Below are 24,033 nucleotides of genomic sequence, written 5' to 3' on the forward strand. Positions count from 1 at the left end.
GCGGGTGGAAGATGGGTTTCGTTCTTCATTTCTCACTCAAGCGAGATCGCCGACATGACCGATATGCGTGCTTTGATGGTGGACAGCGTAGATGCGCCGTTCCGTTTGACGACTGTTCCAAAGCCCATTGCAATGGCTGGGCAGGTGCTGGTCAGGATCAAGTCCAGTGGGCTCAACCCGTTGGACGGCAAGATTCGCGCGGGCCAGGCGGCCCATGCCCGTCAGCCATTGCCTGCGGTAATCGGCATGGACCTGGCGGGTACGATTGAGGCGGTGGGGCCTGACGTCGATGAGTGGCGGGTCGGCGATGATGTCTATGCCTTGGCGACGGGCATTGGTGGCGCGCAGGGATCGTTGGCCGAATATGCGGCGGTTGATGCGCGTTTGCTGGCGAAAAAACCTCAGGTTCTGAGCATGCGTGAAGCGGCGGTGTTGCCGCTGGTGTTGATCACCGCGTGGGAAGGGCTGATGGATCGTGCCCATGTAGGTTTGGGGCATAAGGTGTTAATCCAGGGCGGCGCAGGTGGTGTAGGGCATATCGCGGTGCAACTGGCGATTGCCTGCGGTGCAGAAGTGTATGCCACCGGTTCGGCCAAACATCGGGCGGTAATTGAACACCTGGGGGCGACCTTTATCGACTATCAGCAACACACTGTTGATGAATACGTGGCGCAGCACACGGCAGGTGAAGGCTTCGACATTGTGTATGACACAGTGGGCGGAGCGACGCTGGATGCGTCCTTTCGAGCGGCCAAGACCTATGATGGTCATGTCGTGAGCTGCCTGGGGTGGGGGCAACACAGCCTGGCGCCGCTATCGTTTCGCGGGGCGACCTACTCCGGCGTGTTTACATTGTTGCCGTTGTTGACCGGCAAGGGCCGCGAACGTCATGGGCACATACTTGCCGAGGCTGCCCGTTTGATCGACGCGGGCAAGCTCAAACCGATCATGGATGCTCGCCAATTTGACCTGCAAACGGCAAACGCTGCCTATGCGTTACTGGCAAGAGGTGCGCAAGGGCGTTTGGCGATTGAGATCTGACAGACTCGCTCAGTGCAGCGATGGAGCAGTCACGAGTGGACTGCTCGGTCGATTATTTGCAAATGACGATCATGCTGCGGCTGGTATAGCCCGCAGGATTAAGGCCGAAGGGGTAATCCCCTGGTTCCTCGGAGTTGTCACCGGACTTGGCAATAACCCGGTAACCCTTGGTGCCACATGAATGGGCTGCGCTGTTGTAACACTGGTCCCAGGAAGACGAGAGACCGGAACAGTTGATATGCAGCCCTTTTTTGCCCCGTTTTACTTCTGTCTTGGTGGTCGCGGCGCAGCCAGCAATAGCCACGGCCATTGACAGTATCAAAATTCGCTTCATTCCTATCCTTAATAGCCGCTTCGCAATGCTAGAAGCCGGCCTTACTCGCTCTCGAGCGTAGCGTTCGTGCTGTCCTTGTCGGAAATCTCCATGAATGACATTCGTTTGCGGCCTAAACATGGCCTAAATGACCGGCAAATACCAGAGCTACATTCAAAGATGATTCAATCTGCTGGTAACAGTGGCGTTGACTCGTTGCGCACCGTCAGCGTCGCACCAACCGAGGCCAGGATGATGCAGGTGATGGCCAGCCACTGCGCCAAGGATAGGTGCTCCTGCAGGAAGAACAGACCGGAGAGCGCACCGAATGCTGGTTCGATGCTCATAAGCGTGCCGAAGGTACGGGCAGGCAGGCGTGTCAGGGCGACCATTTCCAGTGTGTAGGGCAGGGCGGTGGACAGAATCGCCACGCCAATGGCAACTGGAATCAAAGCGGGCGTCAGCAGTGCCGTGCCGGCATGGACAATGCCAATAGGTGCAACAAACAGGGCAGCGATCATCACGCCAAGGGCGGCGGTTTGTACGCCATTGTCGTTACCTGCTTTCTGTCCGAACAGAATATAGAGCGCCCAGCAAATGCCTGCCCCCAAGGCATAGGCCGCACCCACCAAGTCGATGCTGCTGCTGGCTTCCCCCATGGGAATCAACAGCAGCAGACCGATGATCGCGAGTGCAATCCACAGGAAGTCTACCGCGCGGCGTGACGCATAGATCGCTACGGCGAGCGGTCCGGTGAATTCCAGCGCGACCGCGATGCCCAGGGGGACGCTGCGCAAGGACATATAGAACAGGAAGTTCATGCCACCCAATGCCATGCCATAGACGATCACGGTGCGTAGGGACTTGGCTGTCAATGTGGCGCGCCACGGGCGCAATAGAAGCAGCATGATCACGCTGGCGAAAATCAGGCGCAGGGTCGTCGTACCTTGGGCACCGACAATTGGGAACATGCTCTTGGCCAATGAGGCGCCGGACTGGATGGACGCCATGGCGATCAGCAGCAGGCCGACGGGAAACAATGCCGAGGCCAGGCTGCGAGGGGAAGTGGTCATTGGGGGTGTTCGTCCGAGGTCATATTTGAAGAAGCAGAGGGCGCTATGATGCTTAACTGTTCGATATTGAGCAATATATTGCTCAAGTGGGCTTGGAGGGTTACCTATAATAGAGGGATTGATAGATTTTCAGGCGGCTTGATAGAAAACCGAAATTAAGAGTTGACGGCAGATTCTGGAAGCCTATAATTCGCCCCACTTCCGGCGCTGCCAAAACTGAAAAATCCTTGCTAAACAATGAGTTAATCGGTTTTAGACAGCAAGTTGCTTCAGTTCATCGAAGCCAGAAGGAAGTTGAAAAAGAGGTGTTGACAGCAGCGTGTAACGCTGTAGAATTCGCCTCCCGCTGACGAGAGATCGGAGGCGCAAGTGGTTGAAGTTGTTGAAGAATTCTTCGAAAGCTTCTGAGAATAATCACTTGACAGCAAATGAGGCTGCTGTAGAATGCGCGCCTCGGTTGAGACGAAAGCTCTTAACCAACCGCTCTTTAACAACTGAATCAAGCAATTCGTGTGGGTGCTTGTGGAGTCAGACTGATAGTCAACAAGATTATCAGCATCACAAGTTACTCCGCGAGAAATCAAAGAATAACCAACGATTGCTGAGCCAAGTTTAGGGTTTCTTAAAAACCCAAAGATGTTTGAACTGAAGAGTTTGATCATGGCTCAGATTGAACGCTGGCGGCAGGCCTAACACATGCAAGTCGAGCGGTAGAGAGAAGCTTGCTTCTCTTGAGAGCGGCGGACGGGTGAGTAATGCCTAGGAATCTGCCTGGTAGTGGGGGATAACGTTCGGAAACGGACGCTAATACCGCATACGTCCTACGGGAGAAAGCAGGGGACCTTCGGGCCTTGCGCTATCAGATGAGCCTAGGTCGGATTAGCTAGTTGGTGGGGTAATGGCTCACCAAGGCGACGATCCGTAACTGGTCTGAGAGGATGATCAGTCACACTGGAACTGAGACACGGTCCAGACTCCTACGGGAGGCAGCAGTGGGGAATATTGGACAATGGGCGAAAGCCTGATCCAGCCATGCCGCGTGTGTGAAGAAGGTCTTCGGATTGTAAAGCACTTTAAGTTGGGAGGAAGGGCCATTACCTAATACGTGGTGGTTTTGACGTTACCGACAGAATAAGCACCGGCTAACTCTGTGCCAGCAGCCGCGGTAATACAGAGGGTGCAAGCGTTAATCGGAATTACTGGGCGTAAAGCGCGCGTAGGTGGTTTGTTAAGTTGGATGTGAAATCCCCGGGCTCAACCTGGGAACTGCATTCAAAACTGACTGACTAGAGTATGGTAGAGGGTGGTGGAATTTCCTGTGTAGCGGTGAAATGCGTAGATATAGGAAGGAACACCAGTGGCGAAGGCGACCACCTGGACTGATACTGACACTGAGGTGCGAAAGCGTGGGGAGCAAACAGGATTAGATACCCTGGTAGTCCACGCCGTAAACGATGTCAACTAGCCGTTGGGAGCCTTGAGCTCTTAGTGGCGCAGCTAACGCATTAAGTTGACCGCCTGGGGAGTACGGCCGCAAGGTTAAAACTCAAATGAATTGACGGGGGCCCGCACAAGCGGTGGAGCATGTGGTTTAATTCGAAGCAACGCGAAGAACCTTACCAGGCCTTGACATCCAATGAACTTTCTAGAGATAGATTGGTGCCTTCGGGAACATTGAGACAGGTGCTGCATGGCTGTCGTCAGCTCGTGTCGTGAGATGTTGGGTTAAGTCCCGTAACGAGCGCAACCCTTGTCCTTAGTTACCAGCACGTAATGGTGGGCACTCTAAGGAGACTGCCGGTGACAAACCGGAGGAAGGTGGGGATGACGTCAAGTCATCATGGCCCTTACGGCCTGGGCTACACACGTGCTACAATGGTCGGTACAGAGGGTTGCCAAGCCGCGAGGTGGAGCTAATCCCATAAAACCGATCGTAGTCCGGATCGCAGTCTGCAACTCGACTGCGTGAAGTCGGAATCGCTAGTAATCGCGAATCAGAATGTCGCGGTGAATACGTTCCCGGGCCTTGTACACACCGCCCGTCACACCATGGGAGTGGGTTGCACCAGAAGTAGCTAGTCTAACCTTCGGGAGGACGGTTACCACGGTGTGATTCATGACTGGGGTGAAGTCGTAACAAGGTAGCCGTAGGGGAACCTGCGGCTGGATCACCTCCTTAATCGACGACATCAGCTGCTCCATAAGTTCCCACACGAATTGCTTGATTCATTGAAGAAGACGATAGAAGCAGCTTTAAGCTCCAAGCTGATAGCTCCAAGCTAACAGTTACGCGCTCGAAATTGGGTCTGTAGCTCAGTTGGTTAGAGCGCACCCCTGATAAGGGTGAGGTCGGCAGTTCGAATCTGCCCAGACCCACCAATTTTGTTATGGGGCCATAGCTCAGCTGGGAGAGCGCCTGCCTTGCACGCAGGAGGTCAACGGTTCGATCCCGTTTGGCTCCACCATTAACTGCTTTTACTTGTTAGAGTTTAGAAATGAATATTCCGGCGTGAATATTGATTTCTAGTCTTTGATTAGATCGTTCTTTAAAAATTTGGGTATGTGATAGAAAGATAGACTGGACGTTACTTTCACTGGTAACGGCTCAGGCTAAGGTAAAATTTGTGAGTATCTCTTAATTGAGTATTATCGAATTTTCGGCGAATGTCGTCTTCACAGTATAACCAGATTGCTTGGGGTTATATGGTCAAGTGAAGAAGCGCATACGGTGGATGCCTTGGCAGTCAGAGGCGATGAAAGACGTGGTAGCCTGCGAAAAGCTTCGGGGAGTCGGCAAACAGACTTTGATCCGGAGATGTCTGAATGGGGGAACCCAGCCATCATAAGATGGTTATCTTGTACTGAATACATAGGTGCAAGAGGCGAACCAGGGGAACTGAAACATCTAAGTACCCTGAGGAAAAGAAATCAACCGAGATTCCCTTAGTAGTGGCGAGCGAACGGGGACTAGCCCTTAAGTGGCTTTGAGATTAGCGGAACGCTCTGGAAAGTGCGGCCATAGTGGGTGATAGCCCTGTACGCGAAAATCTCTTAGTCATGAAATCGAGTAGGACGGAGCACGAGAAACTTTGTCTGAATATGGGGGGACCATCCTCCAAGGCTAAATACTACTGACTGACCGATAGTGAACTAGTACCGTGAGGGAAAGGCGAAAAGAACCCCGGAGAGGGGAGTGAAATAGATCCTGAAACCGTATGCGTACAAGCAGTGGGAGCCCACTTTGTTGGGTGACTGCGTACCTTTTGTATAATGGGTCAGCGACTTATTTTCAGTGGCGAGCTTAACCGAATAGGGGAGGCGTAGCGAAAGCGAGTCTTAATAGGGCGTCTAGTCGCTGGGAATAGACCCGAAACCGGGCGATCTATCCATGGGCAGGTTGAAGGTTGGGTAACACTAACTGGAGGACCGAACCGACTACCGTTGAAAAGTTAGCGGATGACCTGTGGATCGGAGTGAAAGGCTAATCAAGCTCGGAGATAGCTGGTTCTCCTCGAAAGCTATTTAGGTAGCGCCTCATGTATCACTGTAGGGGGTAGAGCACTGTTTCGGCTAGGGGGTCATCCCGACTTACCAAACCGATGCAAACTCCGAATACCTACAAGTGCCGAGCATGGGAGACACACGGCGGGTGCTAACGTCCGTCGTGAAAAGGGAAACAACCCAGACCGTCAGCTAAGGTCCCAAAGTTATGGTTAAGTGGGAAACGATGTGGGAAGGCTTAGACAGCTAGGAGGTTGGCTTAGAAGCAGCCACCCTTTAAAGAAAGCGTAATAGCTCACTAGTCGAGTCGGCCTGCGCGGAAGATGTAACGGGGCTCAAACCATACACCGAAGCTACGGGTATCACGTAAGTGATGCGGTAGAGGAGCGTTCTGTAAGCCTGTGAAGGTGAGTTGAGAAGCTTGCTGGAGGTATCAGAAGTGCGAATGCTGACATGAGTAACGACAATGGGTGTGAAAAACACCCACGCCGAAAGACCAAGGTTTCCTGCGCAACGTTAATCGACGCAGGGTTAGTCGGTCCCTAAGGCGAGGCTGAAAAGCGTAGTCGATGGAAAACAGGTTAATATTCCTGTACTTCTGGTTATTGCGATGGAGGGACGGAGAAGGCTAGGCCAGCTTGGCGTTGGTTGTCCAAGTTTAAGGTGGTAGGCTGAGATCTTAGGTAAATCCGGGATCTTAAGGCCGAGAGCTGATGACGAGTCATCTTTTAGATGACGAAGTGGTTGATGCCATGCTTCCAAGAAAAGCTTCTAAGCTTCAGGTAACCAGGAACCGTACCCCAAACCGACACAGGTGGTTGGGTAGAGAATACCAAGGCGCTTGAGAGAACTCGGGTGAAGGAACTAGGCAAAATGGCACCGTAACTTCGGGAGAAGGTGCGCCGGTGAGGGTGAAGGACTTGCTCCGTAAGCTCATGCCGGTCGAAGATACCAGGCCGCTGCGACTGTTTATTAAAAACACAGCACTCTGCAAACACGAAAGTGGACGTATAGGGTGTGACGCCTGCCCGGTGCCGGAAGGTTAATTGATGGGGTTAGCTAACGCGAAGCTCTTGATCGAAGCCCCGGTAAACGGCGGCCGTAACTATAACGGTCCTAAGGTAGCGAAATTCCTTGTCGGGTAAGTTCCGACCTGCACGAATGGCGTAACGATGGCGGCGCTGTCTCCACCCGAGACTCAGTGAAATTGAAATCGCTGTGAAGATGCAGTGTATCCGCGGCTAGACGGAAAGACCCCGTGAACCTTTACTATAGCTTTGCACTGGACTTTGAATTTGCTTGTGTAGGATAGGTGGGAGGCTTTGAAGCGTGGACGCCAGTTCGCGTGGAGCCAACCTTGAAATACCACCCTGGCAACTTTGAGGTTCTAACTCAGGTCCGTTATCCGGATCGAGGACAGTGTATGGTGGGTAGTTTGACTGGGGCGGTCTCCTCCTAAAGAGTAACGGAGGAGTACGAAGGTGCGCTCAGACCGGTCGGAAATCGGTCGTAGAGTATAAAGGCAAAAGCGCGCTTGACTGCGAGACAGACACGTCGAGCAGGTACGAAAGTAGGTCTTAGTGATCCGGTGGTTCTGTATGGAAGGGCCATCGCTCAACGGATAAAAGGTACTCCGGGGATAACAGGCTGATACCGCCCAAGAGTTCATATCGACGGCGGTGTTTGGCACCTCGATGTCGGCTCATCACATCCTGGGGCTGAAGCCGGTCCCAAGGGTATGGCTGTTCGCCATTTAAAGTGGTACGCGAGCTGGGTTTAGAACGTCGTGAGACAGTTCGGTCCCTATCTGCCGTGGACGTTTGAGATTTGAGAGGGGCTGCTCCTAGTACGAGAGGACCGGAGTGGACGAACCTCTGGTGTTCCGGTTGTCACGCCAGTGGCATTGCCGGGTAGCTATGTTCGGAATAGATAACCGCTGAAAGCATCTAAGCGGGAAACTAGCCTCAAGATGAGATCTCACTGGAACCTTGAGTTCCCTGAAGGGCCGTCGAAGACTACGACGTTGATAGGTTGGGTGTGTAAGCGCTGTGAGGCGTTGAGCTAACCAATACTAATTGCCCGTGAGGCTTGACCATATAACACCCAAGCAATTTGCTTGCTTCGAGCCGAAAGGCGAAAGAGCACCAGATTGCGGTGTGTGAAGACGAAATGAACCGAAAGTTCGACGCTCACAAAACACCGAAAGCTGTCACATACCCAATTTGCTGAAGCGCGGCCAGCTGGCCACGATTCGGTACCCGAATTTCTTGACGACCATAGAGCATTGGAACCACCTGATCCCATCCCGAACTCAGTAGTGAAACGATGCATCGCCGATGGTAGTGTGGGGTTTCCCCATGTGAGAGTAGGTCATCGTCAAGATTAAATTCCGAAACCCCTGTTTGCTAACGCAGACAGGGGTTTTGTTTTGGGCGGTCGAAAAGTGCGGTGATCTTTTCTGACCTTGCTAGGAGGGGCTTTAAGGCTGGTGCACTGGCCATCGATACAAAGCGTTTCCTCCAGAGTGCCGCTGGGGAAATCGATGCAAAATATTTCTGCATTTTTGGTATGGTGCAGCACATTTTCAAAAGGATTGATATTTATCCGCAGGACGCAATGTCGATCGCTCTTCAACGAGATGCTGTAGAAATGCCTGAACCGATACCAATCAAGGATCACGAAAAAGAAAACCGCTTGGTCAATAAGCGCCTGCTCGCCTGCGCGCTGTTAGTGATTGGCATCACGTGTGCCTTGGTGGGACGCATGTATTTCCTGCAGGTGGTGCAGTTCGACTATCACTCCACCATCTCCGAAAACAATCGTGTCCATGTGCTGCCCATCACGCCGACGCGGGGCCTGATCTATGATCGCAACGGGGTGGTACTGGCTGACAACCGCCCCAGCTATAACCTGACGATCACCCGTGAGCGCACCACCGACCTCAAGGGAGAACTGGACGCTATCGTTAATCTGTTGCACCTGCCCGCAGAAGACCGTGCACTGTTCGACAAGGAGCTGAAACAGGCACGCCATCCTTTCGTACCGGTGACGTTGTTTTACGAGTTGACTGAAGAGCAGATCGCGTTGTTGGCGGTTAACGAGTTCCGTCTGCCTGGTGTGGACGTAGAACCGCAATTTGTTCGCCACTATCCGCTGGGCGCTCACTTCGCCCACTCCATCGGCTACGTCGGACGAATCAATGAGAAAGAATCCAAGTCCCTCGACTCGGTGGAATACCGCGGCACACAGTCCATCGGCAAGACCGGTATCGAGCGCTTCTACGAATCTGAGCTGCACGGCCATGTGGGCTATGAAGAGGTTGAGACCAATGCTCAGGGCCGCGTACTGCGCGTGCTCAAGCACACCGATCCGATCCCCGGGAAAAACATCGTCCTCAGCCTTGACGTCAAACTCCAGGAAGCAGCGGAGCAAGCCCTGGGTGACCGCCGTGGCTCGGTAGTGGCCCTTGATCCGCAAACCGGTGAAGTCCTGGCCATGGTCAGCAAGCCGAGTTTCGACCCCAATCTGTTTGTCACCGGCATCAGTTTCAAGGAATACGCTGCGCTGCACGACTCCATTGACCGGCCACTGTTTAACCGTGTATTACGCGGACTCTATGCGCCGGGCTCGACCATCAAGCCAGAGGTCGCCATCGCCGGGCTTGACAGCGGTGTCGTCACCGCACAGACCCGAGTATTCGACCCCGGTTACTACCAACTACCCGATTTCGACCACAAATACCGCAACTGGAACCACAGCGGCGACGGCTGGGTGGACATGGACGCGGCCATCATGCGTTCCAATGACACCTACTTTTACGACCTGGCTCACAAACTGGGCATCGACCGCCTGCACGATTATTTGGCCGAGTTCGGCCTGGGTCAGAAAGTCTCCCTGGATATGTTCGAAGAGTCCGCCGGGCTGATGCCATCCCAAGCCTGGAAGCGCGCCACCCGCCGCCAACCCTGGTTTCCCGGCGAAACGGTGATCCTGGGGATCGGCCAAGGCTATATGCAAGTCACGCCGCTGCAACTGGCACAGGCGACCGCACTGATCGCCAACAAAGGTGTGTGGAACCGACCGCACCTGGCCAAAACCATCAATGGCGTGCCGCCGGTGGACGAACACCCGATGCCGAATATTGTCCTCAAGGACCCGCGTGACTGGGAACAGGTCAACCACGGCATGCAGTTGGTGATGCATGACCCGCGCGGTATCGCCAGGGCTGCCGCCCAAGGTGCGCAATATCGTATCGCTGGCAAGAGCGGTACCGCTCAAGTGGTAGCGATCAAGCAGGGCGAGCGTTACAACCGTGACAAGACCCAGGAACGCCACCGTGATAACGCCTTGTTTGTAGGTTTTGCGCCAGCCGAACACCCGAAAATCGTGATTTCGGTCATGATCGAAAACGGTGAGGCCGGTGGTCGTGTCGCAGGGCCGGTAGTGCGGCAGATCATGGACGCCTGGCTGCTCGACCAGGAAGGTCACCTGAAGCCGCAATATGCAACGCCCTCCAAGGCGGCAGGTGACCCGCACGTCTAAGTCATGTCTTCCACTCGCCCCATTGCTCCATGTTGTCGTAGGCCAGCCACGGCACAGCGTGGGCGGTCCAGATGTGCGAGGTGGGCCTGACGCGTGGATCATCATCCAACGTCGCCACCCGCACGATCACATGGGGCTGATGCCTACGCTCGGCCATCAGGTGTGAGCCGCATCGCGAGCAGAAATACCTGAGTTTCCCCGGTGAAGATTCGAAGGACGACAGCAATGCTTCACCTTGCGTCCAACGAAAATGCTCACGCATCACCCCTGCGGTGGCGACAAACGGTGCCGCATGGATTTTGCGGCAGCTGTTGCAGTGGCAATGGCTGATGGGCATGTCCAGGCTGTGCACCTGGTAATGCACGCCTTTGCAGAAGCAACTTCCATTCAATGGGTCAGTCATAGGTATTGCCGGTTCAAGGACGGGGTCATCATCATTGCTTACAACCTCGAGTTGCGCATTGTTTGATGTCGCCTACTGTCAATGGAGGAGGTGACTTATGCATGTATTAGATCGCATAGAGCGAAAGGTCCTGCTCAACGCGCCGCGTAAACAAGTCTGGGAAGCACTGACAAACGCCGAGGAATTCGGCAGCTGGTTTGGCGTTGCCCTCAAAGGCAAAACCTTTGTCGAGGGACATACCCTTGAGGCGCCGATCACTTTTCCGCATTACGAGCATGTTATCTGGAAAGCCAGGATCGAACGTATCCTGCCGCAGACGCTATTCTCTTTTCGGTGGCATCCCTTCGCGGTAGAGAAGGGTGTTGACTACGACGAGGAGACCCCGACCCTGGTGGAATTCACTATCGAGGAGTGCGCGCCAGGCATACTTCTGCGGGTGATTGAGTCCGGTTTCAATGAAATACCGCAGGCCCGGCGCCAGACGGCGTTCAAGATGAACTCTCGCGGCTGGGATGAGCAAATGAGCAATATCGAGGCTTATCTGAACGAGACCCATCGGGCATGAGCCAAATGGGGGTTGCAGGTTCACGCCGCCGCCGAGCCCCGAGTCGGTGGACATGGGGCCGTTGATAAAGGCGTTTGGCCCCGTGAACGCTTCCACCTGCTTCAGGGCATTTGGTCATGAATCCATGAGGACGCCATACTGAACGGCGAATCCAGGATGTCCTGATTGCCCAGCACACCCAGTTGACCACCGCGTGCCACCTGGCCGCCCGGCGCATACCGGGGGAAGAGCGCTTGGTGCGCAGGCTTCGGCTTTAATGTGAGTGGCCCCCAGTTCTAACGTGTTGCTGTCCTGACGGTCGTTTGGGGCTGCGTGCACGTTAACGTGCTGCGTTTGGCCGGATGCCGCGTAGAATCAACGCCTGAAAGCGATTCCAGAGGTGCGGTACGGTGGATTTACAGCAGGGGTTTGTCCTGACCCGGCATTGGCGCGATACCCCGGCGGGCACGCAGGTCAGTTTCTGGCTGGCCACCGACCAGGGGCCAAGACTCATCTGCCTGCCTGTCCAGACGTCGGTGATGTTTATCCCGGAGGCCCATCGCAAGCCGCTTGATTGGCTGCTCAAGGGCGAGCGCGATATCGAATTGCGCCCGCTGCAGTTGCGCGACTTCCATCACCGTCCTGTCCTCGGCCTCTACACGCGCCAGCATCGCCAATTGATGGACGTGGAAAAGCGCCTGCGCGCCGCCGGCGTGGATGTCTACGAAGCCGACATACGCCCGCCCGAGCGCTATATGATGGAGCGCTTCATCACCGCCCCGGTATGGTTCGGCGGCACGCCCGATGCCAGTGGCGCCCTGGCCGACGCACAGATGAAACCCGCCCCCGACTACCGCCCGCCGCTCAAGCTGGTGTCCCTGGACATCGAGACCACCGCCCAGGGCGACCTGTACTCCATCGCTCTCGAAGGTTGCGGCGAGCGCCAGGTCTACATGCTCGGCCCGCCGAACAAAACCGATGCGGTGGACTTCAAGCTCGACTACTGCGACACCCGTGCCCAACTGCTCGAGCGCCTCAACCAATGGCTCGCCACCCACGACCCCGACGCCATCATCGGTTGGAATGTGGTGCAGTTCGACCTGCGCGTCCTCCACGAACATGCCCAACGCCTCAACGTGCCGCTGATGCTTGGGCGTGGCGACGAACCGATGGCCTGGCGCGAGCACGGCAGCCGCAACCATTACTTCGCGGCGGCGGCGGGGCGCCTGATCATCGACGGTATCGAAGCCCTGCGTTCGGCCACCTGGAGCTTCGAATCCTTCAGCCTGGAAAACGTCGCGCAAACCCTGCTTGGCGAAGGCAAGGACATTTCCACGCCGTACCAGCGCATGGATGAAATCAATCGCATGTTCGCCGAGGACAAGCCCGCCCTGGCGCGTTACAACCTCAAGGACTGCGAGCTGGTCACGCGGATTTTCGCGAAGACCGAACTGCTCAAGTTCCTGCTCGAACGCGCCAGCGTCACCGGCCTGCCGGCTGATCGCAACGGCGGTTCCGTCGCCGCCTTCACCCACCTGTACATGCCGCTGATGCACCGCCAGGGCTTCGTCGCGCCGAACCTCGGGGACAAGCCACCCCAGGCCAGCCCCGGCGGTTTTGTCATGGACTCCCGCCCCGGCCTCTACGAATCGGTACTGGTGCTCGATTACAAAAGCCTCTACCCGTCGATCATCCGCAGCTTCCTGATTGACCCGGTGGGCCTGATCGAGGGCCTCAAGCAGCCCGGCGACAGCGAATCCGTGGAAGGCTTTCGCGGTGCGCGGTTTTCTCGCACGCGCCACTGCCTGCCCTCCATCGTCGCACGCGTCTCCGAGGGCCGCGAAGTGGCCAAGCGCGAGCACAACGCGCCGCTGTCCCAGGCCCTCAAAATCATTATGAACGCGTTCTACGGCGTACTCGGTTCCAGCGGCTGCCGCTTTTTCGATACGCGGTTGGCGTCGTCGATCACGATGCGCGGCCACCAGATCATGCGCCAGACCCGCGAGCTGGTTGAAGCCCGGGGGTACGAGGTGATCTACGGCGACACCGACTCCACGTTCGTCTGGCTCGGCCGCGCTCATTCCCAAGAGGACGCCAGCCGTATCGGCCAGGCATTGGTCAAGCACGTCAACGATTGGTGGCGCGAGCACCTGCGCAGCGCATTTGGCTTGCACAGTGCACTTGAGCTGCAATACGAAACCCACTTCACCCGCTTTCTCATGCCCACCATTCGTGGCGCGGAGGAGGGCAGCAAGAAACGCTATGCCGGCCTGGTAGTGCGCGCAGACGGCAGCGAAGAGATGGTCTACAAAGGCCTGGAAACCGTACGCAGCGACTGGTCGCCGCTGGCCCGGCGATTCCAGCAGGAACTCTACCAGCGCATCTTTCATCGCCAGCCCCACCAGGACTACATACGCGACTACGTGCGCCGGACCCTGAGCGGTGAACTCGATGAGCTGCTGATCTACCGCAAGCGCCTGCGCCGCCAGCTGGACGACTACGAACGCAACGTACCGCCCCACGTGCGCGCCGCGCGCCTGGCCGATGAATACAACGACCGCCTCGGGCGCCCGCGTCAGTACCAACGCGGCGGCTGGATCAGCTACGTGATCAGCGTCAATGGCCCCGAACCGTTGGAAGCGCGCCAGGCGCCCGTCGACTACGACCACTACGTCACTCGCCAATTGCAGCCAGTGGCGGATGCGATCCTGCCGTTTGTGAATGACGATTTCAGTACCCTGGTCGGCGGGCAAATGGGTCTGTTCTAGAGCACTTGCTTCGGTGTGCCGAGGCGCTGCATTGTTGTCATCCGATGATCAACTCTCAGGAGGAACCCTCCATGTACACGCTCTATGGCATCGACGAGTCCGGCTCCTGCATGATCGAAATTGCCCTGCAGCGGTGTGCGGTGCCGCGGCGTCGGGTGGATGCTGCCTCCTGGGCCGACGGCGAGGGCAGCGATGAACTGGCCCGTATCAACCCCCTCAAACAGGTGCCTACCCTGGTCACCCCGGACGGTCAGGTGCTGACGGAAAGCGCGGCGATCCTGATCCACCTGGGCCTGGAGTTTCCTTCTTCGGATTTATTGAACGGCAACCGCGCCCAGATCCTGCGTGGGCTGGTGTACATCGCTGCTCATTGCTACTCGGCGATCGGTATCATCGATTACCCGCAACGCTGGTTGGGCGACGCGAGTGAAGCCGTGCAGGCACAACTGGTCACCGGCACGCGCCGCTACTTGCACCAAGCCTGGGTGATATTTGCCGAACAGTTTGCCGGTCAGTTGTTTGCGGCAAGCGGTGAGCCCAATGCACTGGGCATCATGGCGGCCGCGGTGTCGCGCTGGGACGAAGCACGGGAGGCATTGAGCGCCCTGGCGCCAGGCTTTGCCCAGTCACTGGCGCAAGTGGATGCGGACCCTATTGTCGCGCCCGTATTTGCACGGCATTGGCCGCAGTGGAAGGTTTCGTAGTGTTTCCGTAATCAGAGGAAACAATCACCGTTGTACCTTTCAACCCCTTGCGTAGAGGCCCCCCTGGCCTACGCTTTCTGAAAGCGGTGTAGGAATCATCCTTGAATTTGACTGTCGCAGACATGAAACTCAAGAACCCTGTACGAAATTCAAAGGAGGTGTGCATGCTCATCCGGTCGCTGACCCTGGCTACCTTGATGGCTTTTACGGGGCCACTGTTGGCTGCTGATGATATCAACCCGCTCAAGCAGGATCTGGGCAAGGCCCGGCCGCTGGTGGTGGTGGAGCTTGATTCCGGCAACGACACGTTGGCGACCCTCAAGAAACAGCTGGACGAGCCTGCCACCAAGCAGTCCTTCGAAGAGCGCGGCATGGTGCTCTACACCGTGAAGTTCGGCAGTATCGGTGCCGAAGGAGAAAAGTTCGCCAAAGACCCCAAGGACAACAAGAAACTCACCCCGCCTGAAACCAATGCACTGATCCGCGCCCTCAAGCTCGGCGCCGGCAGCGGCACCAAGGTGATCCTGGTGGGCAAGGACGGCGAGAAGAAAGTAGAGAAGACGGTACCGCCCGACACCCTCGATTTGAAAGCGTTTTTCAGCGCCATCGACCAGATGCCCATGGCCGAGAAAGAAGCCGCCGCCGTGGCTGAACCGGAACCCGCCGCGCCTGCCCCGGCCAAGGGCGCCAAGCCGACGAAACAGGGCAGCAAGCCAGCCCCTCAGCAACTGGATGACTGATCCACGTACCGACCCACCGGGTCTGCAGTCAACTCGCATGGGTTGATTGCGCCATGGGAGCGAGTCTCTACGCCACAACAAGCTCCCCCAACCACAGGCAGTGCGCCTCAGCCCAGGCGCGCAGCGGCTCGCGCAGTGATCTCAGCGCGCACCTTGCGCGATTCCACCGTGCGTTTTTTCGCCTCTTCCAGCACGTGCGCAGGCGCGGTCTGCGGGCTGCCCGCCTCGAACGGCGGCGCCGGCGCGTATTCGATCTGCAACTGCACCAACTGAGCCGCTGCTTCGCTGTACAACTCTGCTGCCAGGACCAATGCGAAGTCGATGCCTGCGGTAATGCCGCCACCGGTAAACAAGTTGCCGTCGCGCACCACGCGCTCCTGCACCGGGATCGCGCCGAGCGGGGCGAGCATGTCGTGGTAGGCCCAGTGGGTGGTGGCCTTGCGGCCGCGCAGCAAACCCGCCGCGCCGAGCACCAGTGAGCCGGTGCATACCGAGGTCACGTAGCGCGCCGTCTGGGACTGGGCCTTGAGGAAGTCGAGGGTCTGCGGGTCTTCCATCAGCGCGCCGACGCCAGAGCCGCCGGGTACGCAGAGCACATCCAGGTTGGGGCAGTCGGCGTAGGTCATGGTCGGGGTGAACACCATTCCGGTGCTGGAGGTGACCGGCGCAAGGTCTTTCCACACCAGGTGCAATTTTACGTCAGGCAGCGAACCCAACACGTCATAAGGGCCGGTCAGGTCCAGTTGCTGGACGTCGGGGAACAACACAAAGCCGATCTGCAAGGTCATCAATAGTGCTCCGATAAAGGGGTGGACGACTTCACTGTAGAGGCCTAGGCTTTGGCGAATACGCCATTGAGCCAACAGATCACGCCAATCATGCCGCGACTCATCCATGTCCTCGCTTTCGATAACGCCCAGGTGCTCGATGTGACCGGGCCGCTGCAGGTGTTCGCCTCCGCCAATGACCTGGCCCGCCAGCGCGGCTTGCCGTTGCCTTACGCCGTCTCGGTGATTGCTGCCCAGACCGAACCGGTGATGACGTCCGCCGGCCTGGCGCTGGTGGCCGAGCCGCTGCCTGCCGCCGATGCGCCCTGCGACACCCTGGTGATCGCCGGTGGCTGGGGGGTATACGGTGCCGCCGAAGACTTGGCGCTGGTGGATTGGGTTCGGGAAAAAGCCCGGTCCACCCGGCGCATGACCTCGGTGTGCACCGGCGCGTTTCTGCTCGCCGCCAGCGGCCTGCTCGACGGCTGTCGCGTGGCCACCCACTGGACGCGCTGTGAAGAACTGGCGCGCAGGTTTCCCGCGCTGACGGTGGAGTCCAACCCGATCTTCATCCAGCAGGGCGCGGTGTGGACGTCGGCCGGTGTCACCGCCGGCATCGACCTGTGCCTGGCCCTGGTGGAAGAAGACCTCGGCCGCGCCGTAGCGTTGGAAGTGGCGCGGCACCTGGTGGTGTTCCTCAAGCGCCCCGGCGGGCAGTCGCAGTTCAGCGTCACCTTATCCCTGCAAAAGAGCGACAGCCGCTTCGCCGAACTCCATGCGTGGATGGCCGAAAACCTGACCCTGGATTTGAACATCCCGACCCTGGCTGCCCAGGCCGGCATGAGCGAGCGCAGCTTCGTGCGCCACTACCGCGCCGAAACCGGGCAGACGCCCGCGCGCGCCGTCGAGCGGATCCGCGTCGAGACCGCGCGCCGGCAATTGGCGGACAGCACTGCGTCGATCAAACGCATTGCCGTGCAGTGCGGCTTTGGCTGTGAAGAAACCCTGCGTCGCAGCTTTTTGCGCGCCTTGTCGGTCACGCCCCAGGCTTACCGCGAACGCTTTTCGCCGGTGTCATAGGCGAGCAATTCCAGCAGCGCGGCTAGGGTGGCGTGGGGCGCTTCCTGGGGAATATTGTGGCCCACGCCGGGCAACACCTGGCGTCGGTAAACGCCGCTGAAGTGCTCGATGTCATCGTCCTCGTCCGGCGGCGGGCCGACGCCATCATCGGCCCCGCACAGCGAAATACTCGGGACCGAAATCGGTGGTTGCAGCGTCAGGGCCTGCTCGATGGCTTCAAGCGCAGGATCGCCGGGGGCGTACATGAACCGGTGGCGATAGGAGTGAATCACCACCTCGACGAAGTCCGGGTTATCGAATGATGGCGCCGTCTGCTCATACAGGCTTGGCCCCTCGGCCCATGACGGTGACCACAGCGACCACAGCAGCTTGCACAGCTCGCGGCGGTTGGCGGTCAAGCCCTCCACACCGCGCTGGGTATGAAAGTAAAACTGGTACCACAGCCTGTGCTCCGTTTCTGGCGCCAGAGGCTTGAGCGACTGGGCAATGTCCTGGACGTTGTAGCCATCTGCGGTGACCAAGCCACGCACCCGTTGCGGCCATAGCGCCGCAACGATACACGCGGCCCGCCCCCCCAGTCATAACCGGCCAGCGTCGCCTGCGGGATCCGCAACGCATCCATGAACTCCAGCAGATCCTGCGCCAGCGCCGCCTGCTGCCCGGAACGCATCACCTGCGCGTTGATAAACCGCGTCGGTCCGTAACCGCGCAGGTACGGTACCAGTACCCGGTAACCGCGCTCGGCGAGTACCGGCGCAATTGCGTCGTAGCTGCGTGGGTCATAGGGGAAGCCATGCAGCAGGATCACCGGCTCACCCTCGGCGGGGCCATGGGTTTCGTAGGCGATGTCGAGCATGGAGGTGCGCACGTATAGCAAGGGGGCGTTCATGGCGGGCTCCTGTCTCCGTTGTCTGATTAATGTATTGGGTTTTCAGTCATTGAACGTTATGTGGATGCCCACCGCCGCATCCGTCAAATACTGGCCGCTGCCCTCAGGGCTGCCACACCGTCTTCTCCCCACTCAACTTGCGATCCAGAAACGTCGCCGCGCTGATCAGCGCCAAATGGCTCAACGCCTGGGGCGTATTGCCCAGGTGTCGTGCCTGGCTGTCGAACTCTTCAGCGTACAGCCCCAACGGGTTGGCGTAGCGCAGCAACTGTTCGAATTCCAGGTGAGCCTTTTCCACTTGTCCGGCGCGGGCCAGGCATTCGACGTACCAGAACGAACAGGCGGCGAAGGCGCCTTCGGTGCCTTGCAGGCCGTCGATCTGGCTATCGTCGTTGCGATAACGGTAGACCATGCCGTCGCGCACCAGGCTTTTCTGGATCGCCTCCAGCGTGCTCAGCCAGCGCGGATCGGTGGCCGCGACGAAGCGCACCAGCGGCATCAACAGCATCGAACCGTCCAGCGCGGTGCTGCCGATATGCTGCACAAAGTGCCCGCGCTCTTCGTTCCAGAAACGGCTCCAGATGTCGGCGTAGATGGCTTGCCGGGTCTGGTCCCAGCGTGCGAACGGCGCCGGCAGTGAGCGCTTGGAGGCCAGGCGAATCGCGCGGTCCAGGGCCACCCAGCACATCAGCCGCGAATGCAGGAAGTGATGCTGTTCGCCGCGCATTTCCCAGATGCCCACGTCCTTCTGGTCCCAGATTTCGCAGACCTGATCGGCGACCTCAACCGTATGTTTCCAGCCCTCGTGGGAGATGGCTTCGCCGTACTTGTTGACCAGGTACACCGCGTCCATCAGTTCGCCATAAATATCCAGTTGAATCTGATCGACCGCCTCGTTGCCGATGCGTACCGGCCGGGCGCCGCCGTGGCCGCTGAGGTGATCGAGCTGTGTCTCGGGGAGTTCCTGGCGACCGTCGACACCGTACAGAATATTGATTTTGGTCGTCTGGCCGCAGCAGTCGCTGACCCGTCCCCTGAGCCAACGCATATAGGCATTGGCTTCGTCGACAAAGCCCAGGCGCATGAAGGCGTAGACGGTAAACGAGGCGTCGCGGATCCAGGTGTAGCGATAGTCCCAATTGCGTTCGCCACCGGGTGTTTCCGGCAGGCCGAAGGTCGCGGCGGCGACGATTGCGCCATGTTTGCGTGAGGTCAGGAGCTTGAGCGCCAGGGCCGAACGGTTGACCATTTCGCGCCAGCGCCCGCGGTAGTTGGACTGCGCGATCCAGCCGCGCCAGAACGCCAGGGTGTGGGCCAGCGCCAGGTCCGTGCAACGGTTGTCTACCCGCTCATCGTCTCGGCCGCCGAGGACAAATTCGGCGCCTTCTTCCTGGGCCAGGGTGAACGTGGCCACGGCGGCATGGTGTTCGATCTGCAACGGCTGGCTGCCGGCCAGGCGCAGGCCAGGCTGGCCGTCGGCGCTGAAACTCACCGTGCCATTTTCCAGGGCGGCGTGGGTGGGCGCGCGCGCGTAGTCCTGGCGCACGGCGCAACGCAGGTGAAGGGTGGCCGTGCCACTGACCACGCGGACCCGGCGAATCAGCAGGGGCAGGTCGTCGATATCGTCGCTGATGGCCAGCAGATCAGTGATTTCCACCACGGCCTCATCGCTGAGCCAGCGGGTTTGCAGCACGTTGGTGTCGGGCAGGTAGATCTGTTCGCGGCGGGCGTTGGGCAGGTCCGGCGTGAGCTGGAAGACACCGGCGTCGGGGGTGTCGAGCAGCGAGCAAAAGATCGACGGGCTGTCGAATTCCGGCCAGCAGAAAAAGTCGATGCTGCCTTTATCGTTGACCAGCGCCGCGCTGCGCATGTCGCCGATGATACCGTGGGCATCGATGGCACTTTGTTGCTCGTTTTTCAAATCAACCATTGCCACGAAACTCCGGATAAAGGCTCATGCCGCCATCAATGAACAGGGTGCTGCCCACCACGTAATCGGAGGCGTCGCTCGCCAGCCAGACCACGGCGTTGGCCACGTCTTCCACATCGCCCACGCGGCCATAAGGAATCAATTTCAGCAATTCGTTTTGCGCAGCGCCTTCGGTGGCGGCGCGGTTGATCGCTGTGCGAATCGCCCCCGGCGCAATGCCATTGATGCGGATGCGGTGCTCGCTGACTTCCTGGGCGAGGGTGCGCATCAGCATCTCCACGCCGCCTTTGGACGCTGCGTAGTTCGCATGCCCGGCCCAAGGGATCAACTGGTGCACCGAGCTCATGTGGATGATTTTTCCAGCGGCCCGTGACACGCCGTCGCGCACGCCCTGGCCCTGGAAAATGCGCACGGCCGCCCGGGCACACAGGAACTGGCCGGTGAGGTTGACGCCGATCACGCTGTTCCAGTCCTGGAGGGTCATGTCGACCAGGTTAGCGTCTTTTTGCATGCCGGAGTTGGCCACCAGGATGTCCAGATGCCCGAACGCCTCAAGGGTTTGCGCAAACAGCCGTTCCACATCGGCCTCTTTCGCTACGTCGGCGCCGATAGCAAGTGCCCGGCCACCCTCGGCGTTGATCTGCGCCGCCAAGGCTTCGGCCGGTGCGCTCTGGCTGTTGTAATTCAATACCACCGCAGCACCGGCCGCCGCCAAGGCCTTGGCCGCGCCGGCGCCGATTCCGGAACTGGCGCCCGTCACCAGTGCGACTTGTTGCTCCAACGAAATACGCATTGTCCACCGACCTTGAATTTTTGAGTTCAGAGCAGCTGACTGACCGGGCGCAGCGGAAGTTCAGCCGTGTGAAATTAGCGACTACAACCATGGTGGAAAATGGAATAACAGAAGAATAAAAAATAACTACAAGATACTAAAAAACCGTTCAAAAGCGTTTGACAGGATTTTTTGTCGCGTGTCTTATAGGCACACCCCAACCCGCTCCGCTGGTAGTTCGGCAGTCATCGCGGGGCACCTATATAGAGATGCCTATGTATTTGTCGGCCGTTATAGGAGAACTACCAGAGCAGGCATTAATGGCCGGCTACGAGAGTGGTTTGCCTAAGTTGATTATCTTCGATTGCGACGGTGTGCTTGTCCAAAGTGAAGAAATTACGCTGTCTGTATTGATCTCCATGCTTAATGCCCACGCACAGGGCGGTGCACAATTAGACCCTGTTCGGTTTATTGAACATTTTCGTGGGCGCAGGATTGCTGACTGTGTGCGCGAAGCAGAACGTTTATTGAGTATTCAAGTAAGCAGTCAGTTTGAAGTGGCGTTTCGGCAGCAGGCGCTGGATGCATTGGTATTAAACCTGAAAGCCACCGATGGCATTGTTGAAGTTCTGCAAGCGTTGAATATTCCCTATTGCGTGGCGTCCAGTGCGCCGCGCAACAAGATAGAACAGTGTTTGCGTCTCGCCGGACTGTTTTCTTATTTCGAGGGGCGAATATTCAGTTGTTATGAATTGGGCCGTTGGAAACCCGACCCGCTGGTGTTTTTAACCGCTTGCCGGACTTACAACATTAATACCCGCGACGCATTGGTCATTGAAGACAGTGTGACCGGTGTGCAGGCGGCGGTTGCCGCCAACATCAGGGTACTGGGTTTTGGCCCGCCGGATCGTCACGTGATGCTGGCCGATGCCGGGGCGTTACCGTTTTCCGATATGCGTGAAATGTTGAGCCTCATTAACCAGTGAACTTCCCCAGGGAGGAGGCGTTGTGAACGTACAGGGTTATATAGAACGGCTGAAGCAGAATGACCCATGTTCAGAAGTGTGGTGGGATTCGTCGCCCTCGGTCTATGCGCCTTTCAAGAACCATCTGCTGGATAAGTACCCGGCGGCGGTGGCCCATATTGAACAACTGATGCCGGATGACTTCTCGCCGACCCATGGCTTCAGCAGCGTGACCACCAACCCTCGGTTGGTCGCGGCGGCGATTCTCGATAAGCGTGACTATTGGTCTTCGCGATTCAGCCTGGCGAGCCTGTCGCCGGCTCAGTTACGCAAGAAGCTCTACAACGAAGTGATAGTCGAAGGGGCCTCGACGCTCCAGTTGCTCTGGGGGCAATCCGCCCAGAACGAGGGCTGGATGTGTGCGCAGGTCGAACCGGTGGACGTGCGTTGCACCGAACGCATGACCGACAGGGGGCTGGAGCTGCAGCGCCTGGCGCCGAATGTGATGGTGAAGGTGCCGGGCAGCCTGGAAGGGCTTGCGACGGTCGAACTCCTGGTGGCCCAGGGCGCTTCGGTCAACATCACGTTCTGCTTTACCGTCTCCCAGTTCCAGGCCGGTATCCAGGCCATAGAGCGTGGCAGGGCGACTGCGCGCAGCCATGGCGTCGACACCCGCCGCTGCAAATACGTGATCACCTTCATGATCGGGCGCTTCTCCTGCCAGCCCGAGTTCGCGTTGCAGGCGACAGAGCGCAACCTGACGCTGAGCGCCGAAGAACTGCGCTGGGCCGAGTTGCTGATCTACCAGCAGATACAGACGCTGGTCGCGGCTTCGACCGTGCCGGTCAACATCCTGCTTTCGAGCATAAAAGTCGATGTCGACGAACGCGGCAACAAACACTGCTGGCACCTGGAAAAGACCGGGCTATCGGCGACCAGCTATACGCTGACACCGGACGTGGTGGAGTTCCTGATTGAGCGTGAAAGCCATGGCAAACCGGTGTTGCCTGCCCGCGAACCGCTGCAGCCGCCGCTGGCGACGTTCGCCAAGCTCATGCGCATTGCGTACTTCTGTGAAGGCTACTTCTTGGGCGGCATCGAGCCCTACGACTTTGGCAACCATGAAGCATTTATCAATGCCTGCAATGAAGCCAACAGCGCGCATCGGCGGTTGACCGATTACTGCGTGCGCCTTTGCCCGGTGGCGCGGCCGTTGGCGCGCTCGCTCAACGACATTCTCGCCGCCGAATACGGGGTGCTGGCATGAACAGGATGGTCGGGTTATGGGCGCACCCGCGCTCGCGCTCCACCGTGCTGGAGCGGGTGTTCATCGAGCGTGGGGATTTCGAGGTATTTCACGAGCCTTTTGCGCATATGGCATTTTCCGAGGATTCGGCAATTCCCTCGGATGAATGGGATCACAGTTTTCCCACCACTTATGAGGGGATTAAACAACAGCTGATCGACGCCAGGGCGCGCGCCAATGTCTTTCATAAAGACATGTGCTACCACTGCCTGGATAAGTTGAAAGTCGATCTCGACTTTCTCGCCCAGCAACACAATATTTTTATTATTCGAGAGCCCGCCAGCAGCATTGTTTCTCATCACCGGGTACATCCCGATATGCCTCTGGAAGCCATCGGGCATAAAGCCTTGTACGAGATTTTTTGTGTCGTGACCAAACTGACGGGGCAGGTTCCCTATGTGATTAACGCGGACGCTCTTGCCGCTGAGCCGGAGCGCGTGATTCGCAAGTTGTGTGACTATTTGCAGATTGAATTCCTGCCTCAAGCCATGACTTGGAAGCGTGAATGTCCACAACAATGGAAAACCTGGCGAAGTTGGCATGTGGCGGCAGAAAACAGTGAGCGCATTGTTTTACCGGCTAACCCGGTCGTCGACCTGCAAGTATTCGAACAATGGCCAAAGTTAAAGGCGATGTATGAATACCATCGGACTTTTTACGCGCGCATGAATGAGTTTTGTCAATAAGGACAGTTG

Annotated in this window: 18 protein-coding genes, 2 tRNA genes, 3 rRNA genes and 1 pseudogene; 15 read left to right on the plus strand and 9 right to left on the minus strand. The window is 57.8% G+C overall.

Going from position 1 to position 24,033, the window contains the following annotated elements; genetic code table 11:
* The first annotated feature begins 63 nt into the window (after positions 1-63).
* Positions 64-1,041, plus strand: coding sequence for a zinc-dependent alcohol dehydrogenase family protein (locus AB4O05_RS13930; protein ID WP_460137589.1), 978 nt, complete (start codon positions 64-66; stop codon positions 1,039-1,041).
* A gap of 52 nt (positions 1,042-1,093) precedes the next feature.
* On the opposite strand, the gene AB4O05_RS13935 is transcribed toward AB4O05_RS13930, so the two are convergent.
* Together AB4O05_RS13935 and rhtA are read right to left on the minus strand one after the other, a co-directional pair.
* Entirely contained in the window at positions 1,094-1,375 is a 282-nt protein-coding gene (locus AB4O05_RS13935) for a hypothetical protein (protein WP_460137014.1), read from the minus strand.
* Between the two features lie 164 nt (positions 1,376-1,539).
* Positions 1,540-2,427: a threonine/homoserine exporter RhtA gene (gene rhtA, locus AB4O05_RS13940; RefSeq protein WP_460137013.1), complete on the minus strand. Its 888-nt coding sequence runs from the start codon at positions 2,425-2,427 to the stop codon at positions 1,540-1,542.
* 642 nt (positions 2,428-3,069) lie between these two features.
* Between rhtA and AB4O05_RS13945 the strand changes: the two genes are divergently transcribed.
* The 6 genes from AB4O05_RS13945 to mrdA all read left to right on the plus strand — a co-directional run bounded on the left by AB4O05_RS13945 (position 3,070) and on the right by mrdA (position 10,470).
* Positions 3,070-4,606: ribosomal RNA gene (locus AB4O05_RS13945) — 16S ribosomal RNA — on the plus strand.
* A gap of 123 nt (positions 4,607-4,729) precedes the next feature.
* A tRNA-Ile gene (locus tag AB4O05_RS13950) sits at positions 4,730-4,806 on the plus strand.
* Between the two features lie 10 nt (positions 4,807-4,816).
* Positions 4,817-4,892, plus strand: a tRNA-Ala gene (locus tag AB4O05_RS13955).
* 240 nt (positions 4,893-5,132) lie between these two features.
* Positions 5,133-8,024: ribosomal RNA gene (locus AB4O05_RS13960) — 23S ribosomal RNA — on the plus strand.
* Positions 8,025-8,194: 170 nt separating this feature from the next.
* Positions 8,195-8,310, plus strand: a 5S ribosomal RNA gene (rrf, locus tag AB4O05_RS13965).
* The 16S, 23S and 5S rRNA genes sit together here with 2 tRNA genes alongside, the layout of an rRNA operon.
* A 267-nt stretch (positions 8,311-8,577) precedes the next feature.
* Positions 8,578-10,470 (plus strand): penicillin-binding protein 2, encoded by a 1,893-nt coding sequence (gene mrdA, locus AB4O05_RS13970; RefSeq protein WP_460137012.1) that lies wholly within the window; start codon positions 8,578-8,580, stop codon positions 10,468-10,470.
* 1 nt (position 10,471) lies between these two features.
* Here mrdA and AB4O05_RS13975 read toward each other — a convergent pair whose 3' ends face one another.
* The gene (locus tag AB4O05_RS13975; RefSeq protein WP_460137011.1) at positions 10,472-10,873 is read right to left on the minus strand and encodes a GFA family protein; all 402 of its coding nucleotides are present in this window, start codon (positions 10,871-10,873) and stop codon (positions 10,472-10,474) included.
* A gap of 97 nt (positions 10,874-10,970) precedes the next feature.
* Here AB4O05_RS13975 and AB4O05_RS13980 point away from each other — a divergent pair, with 97 nt between their 5' ends.
* On the plus strand, positions 10,971-11,438 hold the full coding sequence (locus AB4O05_RS13980) for an SRPBCC family protein (RefSeq protein WP_460137010.1): 468 nt from the start codon (positions 10,971-10,973) through the stop codon (positions 11,436-11,438).
* A gap of 9 nt (positions 11,439-11,447) precedes the next feature.
* On the opposite strand, the pseudogene AB4O05_RS13985 reads toward AB4O05_RS13980, so the two are convergent.
* Positions 11,448-11,756: pseudogene (locus AB4O05_RS13985) on the minus strand (TonB-dependent siderophore receptor); the annotation flags it as partial.
* A 71-nt stretch (positions 11,757-11,827) separates the two neighbouring features.
* Between AB4O05_RS13985 and AB4O05_RS13990 the strand changes: the two are divergent.
* The 3 genes from AB4O05_RS13990 (at position 11,828) to AB4O05_RS14000 (ending at position 15,629) form a co-directional block, all read left to right on the plus strand.
* Positions 11,828-14,185 carry a DNA polymerase II gene (locus tag AB4O05_RS13990; RefSeq protein ID WP_460137009.1) on the plus strand — a complete coding sequence of 786 codons (2,358 nt, stop codon included), beginning with the start codon at positions 11,828-11,830 and terminating at the stop codon, positions 14,183-14,185.
* 71 nt (positions 14,186-14,256) lie between these two features.
* Complete coding sequence (locus tag AB4O05_RS13995; RefSeq protein ID WP_460137008.1) at positions 14,257-14,889, plus strand: glutathione S-transferase N-terminal domain-containing protein; 633 nt, start codon at positions 14,257-14,259, stop codon at positions 14,887-14,889.
* A gap of 164 nt (positions 14,890-15,053) precedes the next feature.
* The gene (locus AB4O05_RS14000) at positions 15,054-15,629 is read left to right on the plus strand and encodes a DUF4174 domain-containing protein (protein WP_460137007.1); all 576 of its coding nucleotides are present in this window, start codon (positions 15,054-15,056) and stop codon (positions 15,627-15,629) included.
* Positions 15,630-15,736: 107 nt separating this feature from the next.
* On the opposite strand, the gene AB4O05_RS14005 is transcribed toward AB4O05_RS14000, so the two are convergent.
* Positions 15,737-16,417, minus strand: coding sequence for a DJ-1/PfpI family protein (locus AB4O05_RS14005; RefSeq protein WP_460137006.1), 681 nt, complete (start codon positions 16,415-16,417; stop codon positions 15,737-15,739).
* Positions 16,418-16,507: 90 nt separating this feature from the next.
* Between AB4O05_RS14005 and AB4O05_RS14010 the strand changes: the two genes are divergently transcribed.
* Positions 16,508-17,476, plus strand: coding sequence for a GlxA family transcriptional regulator (locus AB4O05_RS14010; protein WP_460137005.1), 969 nt, complete (start codon positions 16,508-16,510; stop codon positions 17,474-17,476).
* Here AB4O05_RS14010 and AB4O05_RS14015 read toward each other — a convergent pair.
* From AB4O05_RS14015 to AB4O05_RS14030, 4 genes are all read right to left on the minus strand, one after another.
* Positions 17,446-17,874, minus strand: a complete 429-nt coding sequence (locus AB4O05_RS14015; protein WP_460164895.1) for an alpha/beta fold hydrolase — start codon at positions 17,872-17,874, stop codon at positions 17,446-17,448. The two genes, AB4O05_RS14010 and AB4O05_RS14015, sit on opposite strands and share 31 nt — an antisense overlap.
* Positions 17,871-18,365, minus strand: a complete 495-nt coding sequence (locus AB4O05_RS14020; RefSeq protein WP_460164896.1) for an alpha/beta fold hydrolase — start codon at positions 18,363-18,365, stop codon at positions 17,871-17,873. Before AB4O05_RS14020 ends, AB4O05_RS14015 begins: the two co-directional genes overlap by 4 nt.
* Before the next feature lie 103 nt (positions 18,366-18,468).
* The gene (locus AB4O05_RS14025; protein WP_460137003.1) at positions 18,469-20,295 is read right to left on the minus strand and encodes a glycoside hydrolase family 15 protein; all 1,827 of its coding nucleotides are present in this window, start codon (positions 20,293-20,295) and stop codon (positions 18,469-18,471) included.
* Positions 20,288-21,088, minus strand: a complete 801-nt coding sequence (locus AB4O05_RS14030) for an SDR family oxidoreductase (protein WP_460137002.1) — start codon at positions 21,086-21,088, stop codon at positions 20,288-20,290. Before AB4O05_RS14030 ends, AB4O05_RS14025 begins: the two co-directional genes overlap by 8 nt.
* Positions 21,089-21,342: 254 nt before the next feature.
* Here AB4O05_RS14030 and AB4O05_RS14035 point away from each other — a divergent pair, with 254 nt between their 5' ends.
* Genes AB4O05_RS14035 through AB4O05_RS14045 form a run of 3 tightly spaced genes read left to right on the plus strand, consistent with a single transcriptional unit; the run spans position 21,343 to position 24,024 of the window.
* Positions 21,343-22,053: an HAD family hydrolase gene (locus AB4O05_RS14035; protein WP_460137001.1), complete on the plus strand. Its 711-nt coding sequence runs from the start codon at positions 21,343-21,345 to the stop codon at positions 22,051-22,053.
* Positions 22,054-22,075: 22 nt separating this feature from the next.
* Positions 22,076-23,299, plus strand: a complete 1,224-nt coding sequence (locus tag AB4O05_RS14040; protein ID WP_460137000.1) for a transaldolase family protein — start codon at positions 22,076-22,078, stop codon at positions 23,297-23,299.
* Positions 23,296-24,024: a sulfotransferase-like domain-containing protein gene (locus AB4O05_RS14045; RefSeq protein ID WP_460136999.1), complete on the plus strand. Its 729-nt coding sequence runs from the start codon at positions 23,296-23,298 to the stop codon at positions 24,022-24,024. Before AB4O05_RS14040 ends, AB4O05_RS14045 begins: the two co-directional genes overlap by 4 nt.
* Positions 24,025-24,033: the final 9 nt, after the last annotated feature.

It is taken from the genome of Pseudomonas sp. S1_G07 (genome assembly GCF_054668565.1).